The organism is Bradyrhizobium sp. P2_E8 (assembly GCF_056403875.1).
The window spans coordinates 1-5556 of the sequence record NZ_JBFUES010000485.1 but is presented as its reverse complement, the minus strand read 5'-3'; the positions used below and the strand labels follow the sequence as shown (position 1 = coordinate 5556).

At 66.5% G+C, this 5556-nt stretch carries 7 protein-coding genes; 6 read left to right on the top strand and 1 reads right to left on the bottom strand.

From position 1 onward, the window contains the following. Positions 1 to 189 precede the first annotated feature (189 nt). Complete coding sequence (locus AC1D00_RS24325; protein WP_477012397.1) at positions 190 to 741, bottom strand: cytochrome b; 552 nt, start codon at positions 739 to 741, stop codon at positions 190 to 192. Between the two features lie 173 nt (positions 742 to 914). Between AC1D00_RS24325 and murI the strand changes: the two genes are divergently transcribed. The 6 genes from murI to AC1D00_RS24295 form a co-directional block, all read left to right on the top strand. Next, positions 915 to 1712 carry a glutamate racemase gene (murI, locus tag AC1D00_RS24320; protein WP_477012396.1) on the top strand — a complete coding sequence of 266 codons (798 nt, stop codon included), beginning with the start codon at positions 915 to 917 and terminating at the stop codon, positions 1710 to 1712. Between the two features lie 81 nt (positions 1713 to 1793). Beyond that, a complete protein-coding gene (locus tag AC1D00_RS24315; RefSeq protein WP_027548659.1) occupies positions 1794 to 2567 on the top strand; it encodes an HpcH/HpaI aldolase family protein in 774 nt (257 codons plus the stop codon). Positions 2568 to 2637: 70 nt separating this feature from the next. Then, on the top strand, positions 2638 to 3021 hold the full coding sequence (locus AC1D00_RS24310) for a cupin domain-containing protein (protein WP_477012395.1): 384 nt from the start codon (positions 2638 to 2640) through the stop codon (positions 3019 to 3021). Positions 3022 to 3126: 105 nt separating this feature from the next. Further along, on the top strand, positions 3127 to 3894 hold the full coding sequence (locus AC1D00_RS24305; RefSeq protein WP_135174168.1) for an acyltransferase: 768 nt from the start codon (positions 3127 to 3129) through the stop codon (positions 3892 to 3894). A 283-nt stretch (positions 3895 to 4177) separates the two neighbouring features. After that, entirely contained in the window at positions 4178 to 4795 is a 618-nt protein-coding gene (rpsD, locus tag AC1D00_RS24300) for a 30S ribosomal protein S4 (RefSeq protein WP_027548656.1), read from the top strand. An 88-nt stretch (positions 4796 to 4883) separates the two neighbouring features. Continuing rightward, on the top strand, positions 4884 to 5556 hold a 673-nt coding region (locus AC1D00_RS24295), incomplete at its 3' end, for a threonine aldolase family protein (RefSeq protein ID WP_477012394.1).

Here is a 5556-nt window from a genome sequence, read left to right as displayed (position 1 = left end):
CGCAATGACGATGTGGAGAGTGCATGCCCCGCACTTTCCTCTCGTGCCCCGGACGCAGCGCAGCGTCACTTCGACGGTGCGCTGCGTCCGGGGCCCATGCGGCCGAGAGCAAGCCACGCGACGTGGGTCCCGGCTCTGCGCAGCAACGCTAAGAGGCGTTGCAGCGCGTCCGGGACACGAGACCGCCCCCTACCCCGCCTCGTCCGCCACCATCCGCGCCACGACGCGGTCGCGGCGGATGAAGTGGTGCCAGAGGGCGGCGACGACGTGAACCGCGATCAGGGCGAGCAGCACATAGGCAAAGAGGATGTGGCGGTCCTCATAGGCGCGCGCGGCTTCGCGGTCGGGAGAGGTGAATTGCGGCACGTGAAACAGGCCGAAGAAGTCCGAATAGTCAGGCGCGTGCGCGCCGGAATGCGCCCAGCCGAGCATGATGACGACAATGACGGCAAGATAAAGCGCGCCATGGCTGATGCGGGCGGCGAGCTTCTGCCAGGGCCGGCTGTCGGCCRGCAGCGCCGGCGTCGGGTTGAAAGCGCGCCAGACCAGACGCAGTACGGTGAGCAGCAGGATCATGTAACCGATATCGGCATGGATCGAGCGGTAGAAGAAGCGGTCGGGCCGCGCCGGGATGTGGTTCATCCACCAGCCGAAGCCGATCATGCCGAGGATCGCCAGCGCCAGGATCCAGTGCAGCCACCGGGCAACGCTGCCCCAGCCGTTACTGGTGTTTCTGATCATGTCGGCTCCCCGGAATTTTGCGGAGATGTCCCTGCCCGCAGCGCAGCATGGCTGCTGATAGCGGGAACATGCGGCAGTCGCGAAATTGAATCGTTCCAAATTGGCCCCAGGCGCCCCCGCCGCAAAACCGCCCCAAAAACCGAATGGTAACCATGACGCCTTAAGGTAACGACGTGACAGACTCCCCGACGATCCTGGTGTTCGATTCCGGCCTTGGTGGGCTCACGGTGCTCCGTGAGGTCGTGGCCGCGCGGGCGGACGCGCATTACGTCTATGTCGCCGACGATGCCTTCTTCCCCTACGGCCACCACAGCGAGGACGAGATCATCGCCCGCGTCGTGCCGCTGATGGGCGAACTGATCGGCACGCATGATCCTGACCTCATCGTCATCGCCTGCAACACGGCGTCCACCCTGGTCCTATCTCACTTGCGCACCGCTTATTCCGTACCCTTCGTCGGCACGGTGCCGGCGATCAAGCCGGCCTGTGCCCAGTCGAAGAGCCGCCGCGTCTCGGTGCTCGGCACCAAGGGCACCGTGAAGCGCGAATACACCAAGGCGCTGATCCGCGACTTCGCGCAGGGATGCGAGGTGACGCTGGTCGGCTCGCCCGAGCTCGCCTCGCTCGCCGAACGCGCGCTCGGCGGCCATCCGATCAGCGACGGCGACATCCTCGCCGAGCTCACACCCTGCTTTGTCGGCGATGCCGCGGACGCAGGCGCGCGCACCGACACGGTGGTGCTGGCCTGCACGCATTATCCGCTCCTGCTCGACCGGCTGACCAGGCTCGCGCCCTGGCCGGTGGACTGGATCGACCCGGCACCGGCCATCGCCCGCCGCGTTTCGGATCTGCTGGCCCCGGCTATCGGCGGCATCGCGCAGTCCGGCGCCGAGATGATCTTCACCTCGAACCGCGTGCATGGCCTTTCGGCCACGCTGACGCCGTTCTTCGGCGGCCGCGTGCTGGCCTGACTTTTCGGGGCCATGGTGCGCTGCTAGGCTCGCCGTCGTCATCTCCGCGCAGGTTTCCCAAGCTCATCCCAAGGTCATCGCATGTCGGTCCCGACCACGCCGCTCAACCGTCTCCGCCAATTGTGGCGCGAGGGCCGCCCCGCATTCGGGGCGATTGCGACGATTCCGAGCGTGCAGACCGTGCAGATCATGGCGCGCTCGCTCGACTGGATCATCGTCGACCTCGAGCACGGGCCGATCGGCCTCACCGAAGCGCATGCGATGATCGCCGCCACGACCGGCACGCCGTGCACGCCGCTGGTGCGGATCGCGGCGAACGAGCCGTGGCTTGCGAAAGCGCCGATGGACATCGGCGCCTTCGGCATCAATTTTCCGATGATCACGAACCGCGCGGAGGCGGAGAAAGCGGTGCGCAGCGTCCGCTATCCGCCGCGCGGCGATCGGCTCTGGGGGCCCTTCCACGCGCCATTCCGCTGGGGCCAGTCGATGCCGGACTACATGGCCGGCGCCGACGACGAGATGATCTGCATGATCACCATCGAGCATGTCGACGCCGTCAACCGCATCGACGAGATCATGGCCACGCCAGGCATCGACGTCGCGGTGATCGGCCCCGGCGATCTCGCCACCTCCATCAACAAGCGCGGCCAGATGGACGATCCGGAGCTGCTCGAGCTGGTCGCGCGCGCCGAGGCCGGCATCCTCAAAAGCGGCGTGCCGATCGGCGGCGTCGCTCGCACCGCCGACCAGGCCAACGCCCTGGTCGATCGTGGCTACCGCGCCATCGCGCTCGGCTTCGACTGGTCGCTGTTCCAGCGCGGCATCATGGCGGCGTTCGAGGGCATCAGGCGCTGAACAGGCCGATGACCACCTTGCCGGGAACGGCGGCGCTGCTAGGGTCGGCCGGTTCCAGGGAGGAAAAACCATGCTCAAAAAGACTTTGCTCGCTCTGGCCTTCACCGGCTTCGCCGTCGCTGCTTTCGCCCAGCAGACCGGCATCAAGCGCACTCCGCTCCAGAAGGTCGAATTTCCGGACGGCTACAACACCATCACCGCCATCGCGGAAGTGCCGGCGGGCGGCGCGGCCGGACGCCATACCCATCCCGGGATCGAAACCGGCTATGTGCTCGAAGGCGAACTCAATCTCCTGATCGACGGGCAGCCGGAAAAAACCCTGAAAGCAGGTGATTCCTACCAGATCCCGGCAGGCGTCGTGCATGACGCCAAAGCCCATGGCGATAAGGCCATGAAAGTGCTTGGAGTTTACGTCGTCGACAAGACCAAGCCGCTGGCCTCGCCGGCGCCATGATGCGGCGAACCGACCGGGCCCAACCGGGTTAGTTCGTGCTAGAGCAGGCGGCGAACGGGAATCCGCTCGCTGCTCATATTTTAATCTGTGGGAACCGAAAGACCGATGCGCGGGACGCCCAAGACCATTTCGCTGCCGCGCCGCCTGATTTGTGACCTCATGCGCGCCTCGATGGGCGTGCCCTTCGTCTCGCTGTCCCGTTCGCTCAATATCCGGCCCCTGCTGGAGGCCCGCTCGGGCGCGATGGCGCCCGCCGGCTGGGCGGCGATCTTCGTCAAGGCCTTCGCCCTGGTGGCCAGGGACGAGCCGGTTCTGCGCACCGTCTACGCCAAATGGCCCTGGCCGATGCTCTACGAGCTGCCGAAGAGCGTTGCGCTGGTGGCCATCGCGCGGGTCGAGGACGGCGAGGAATGCGTGCTGCCGCAGCGAATCGCAGCCCCGGAGGCCCTTCCACTGGCCACAGTCGATGCCGAGATCCGGCGCGGCAAGACGGCGCCGATCGACGACGTCCCGATGTTCCGCAAGATCATGCGGGCAACCCGCCTGCCGCTGCCGCTGCGGCGGCTGTCCTGGGCCATCGGGCTGAATTTTGGCCGGCAGCGGGGCAATTGGTTCGGCAGCTTCGCGGTGAGCTCGGTGGCCGCCTATGGCGGCGGCGAGCTTCACCCCGTCACGCCCGGCCCGTTCATCGTCAGCTATGGGGTGGTCGAGCCCGACCAGACCATCCATGTCGTGATCCGCTGGGACCACCGGGTCACCGACGCCGCCCCCATCGCCCGGGTCCTGACCCGGCTGGAACAGGTCCTGAACACTGAAATCGCTGCCGAATTGCGGGCAGCTGGCCCCAAGCCGATCCGGGCGGTGGGCACGTGACCGCGTAGCGGTCATCCCGGGGCGGTGCGCAGCACCGAACCCGGGATCTCGAGGTTCCGGGTTCGCTCTGCGAGCGCCCCGGAACGACCCTCCCCCACATTGACAGCGAACCCCAAACTCCCCTAAAAGCCGCCTGCTCGCGGGCCGATTTYGGCCCGCGAAGCGTTTCGCGACCCGTGGTCCTGTCCCTTAAAGCTTTGGGGATCGGACCTGTCGGTGTCGGGCTTTGGCCTGTCACACAGGAGGGCGCGTTTCCTCAAACCATGCAACCGAAGAGGACGCGATGACTAAGCGCAGTGAGGCGAAGTACAAGATCGATCGCCGTATGGGCCAGAACATCTGGGGCCGCCCGAAGAGCCCCGTGAACCGCCGCGAATAYGGCCCCGGCCAGCACGGCCAGCGCCGCAAGGGCAAGCTCTCCGACTTCGGCGTGCAGCTGCGCGCCAAGCAGAAGCTGAAGGGCTACTACGCCAACATTTCCGAGCGCCAGTTCCACGGCATCTATGTCGAGGCGAGCCGCCTCAAGGGTGACACCGGCGAGAACCTGATCGGCCTCTTGGAGCGTCGTCTCGACGCGGTCGTGTACCGCGCCAAGTTCGTCTCGACGATCTTCGCCGCGCGCCAGTTCATCAACCACGGCCACATCAAGGTGAACGGCCGCAAGGTCAACATCTCGAGCTACCAGCTCAAGGTCGGCGACGTGATCGAGGTCAAGGAAGCCTCGAAGCAGCTCGCCCACGTCCTCGAAGCCAGCCAGCTCCCCGAGCGCGACACGCCCGACTATCTCGAAGTCGACCACGGCAAGATGACCGCCAAGTACATCCGCATCCCCGGCCTCTCGGACGTGCCGTTCCCGGTGCAGATGGAGCCGCATCTGGTCGTCGAATTCTATTCGCGCTAAGATCTGATTATCGAAAGGCCCCGGTTCGCCGGGGCCTTTTTGCTTAAAGAGGCACGTCAGTGGCCGTCCCGCCGTTAGGAGGCGTCGCATGCTCTACACCCCTCCCCCGATCGATCCCAAGGCGCCGCCGGTGCGCATCAATCTGCTGTCGGACACGCAGACCAAGCCGACGGCTGCGATGCGCGAGGCGATGGCGCGCGCCGAGGTCGGCGACGAGCAGGTCGGCGACGATCCGACCGTGAACGCGCTGTGCGAGCGCGTTGCGGATCTGCTCGGCAAGGAAGCCGCCGTCTACATGCCCTCGGGCACGATGTGCAACGTCACCGCGACGCTGGTGCATTGCCGCCCCGGCGACGAGATCCTCGCCCATGAGACCGCGCACATCATCGCCCGCGAAGGCGGCGCGCATGCCGCGATCGGCGGCTTCCAGGTCATGCAGCTGAAGGGTGCCGACGGCCAGTTCACGCCGGAGACGTTCCGCAAGGCGCTGCACCCGCGCACGCGCTACCAGCCGCCGCAGACCGTCGTCAGCGTCGAGCAGACCGCCAATATCGGCGGCGGCACGATCTGGAAGAAGGCCGCACTCGACGAGATCGTCGCGATCGCCAGGCAACATGGTCTTGTCACCCACATGGACGGCGCGCGCCTGCTCAATGCCACGGTGGCGAGCGGCATCTCTCCACGCGACATGACGGCGGGGTGGGATTCGGCCTGGATCGACTTCTCGAAGGGCCTGGGCGCGCCGATCGGGGGCGTGCTCG

What these genes read in the sequence shown, in the direction of transcription:
- AC1D00_RS24315 (WP_027548659.1), top strand. Translation starts at nt 1,794, where the DNA reads ATGTCGGTCCCGACCACGCCGCTCAACCGTCTCCGCCAATTGTGGCGC.
- AC1D00_RS24310 (WP_477012395.1), top strand. Translation starts at nt 2,638, where the DNA reads ATGCTCAAAAAGACTTTGCTCGCTCTGGCCTTCACCGGCTTCGCCGTC.
- AC1D00_RS24305 (WP_135174168.1), top strand. Translation starts at nt 3,127, where the DNA reads ATGCGCGGGACGCCCAAGACCATTTCGCTGCCGCGCCGCCTGATTTGT.